This is a genomic window from Aquabacterium sp. A08 (assembly GCF_011742065.1).
On sequence record NZ_JAAQQT010000007.1, the window covers coordinates 1 to 305 of the forward strand.

Genomic DNA, 305 nt, shown 5'->3' on the forward strand with positions numbered 1-305 from the left:
GCCAGCACGTCCCCGAACTTGCCGAATTCGGTTTTCACCGCGCCCAGCACCTGCCAGACCTCGCTGGAACGCCGCTCCAGCGCCAGGGTGCGAAAACCCATTTGAAGGGCATTGAGCATGGCCAGCAGCGTGGTCGGGCCGGCCAGGGTGACGCGGTGCTCGCGCTGCAGCAGCTCCACCAGCCCCGGGCGGCGCAGCACCTCGGCGTAGAGGCCTTCGGTGGGCAGAAACAGCAGGGCGAAATCGGTGGTGTGCGGCGGCTCCAGGTATTTCTCGGCGATGGACTTGGCCTCCAGCCGCACCCG

At 67.9% G+C, this 305-nt stretch carries 1 protein-coding gene; it reads right to left on the reverse strand.

Translation table 11 applies throughout. The features are described from left to right. Window positions 1–305, reverse strand: a 305-nt coding sequence (gene rmuC, locus HA630_RS00045) for a DNA recombination protein RmuC (RefSeq protein WP_166831944.1), incomplete at both ends; no start/stop codon positions are given.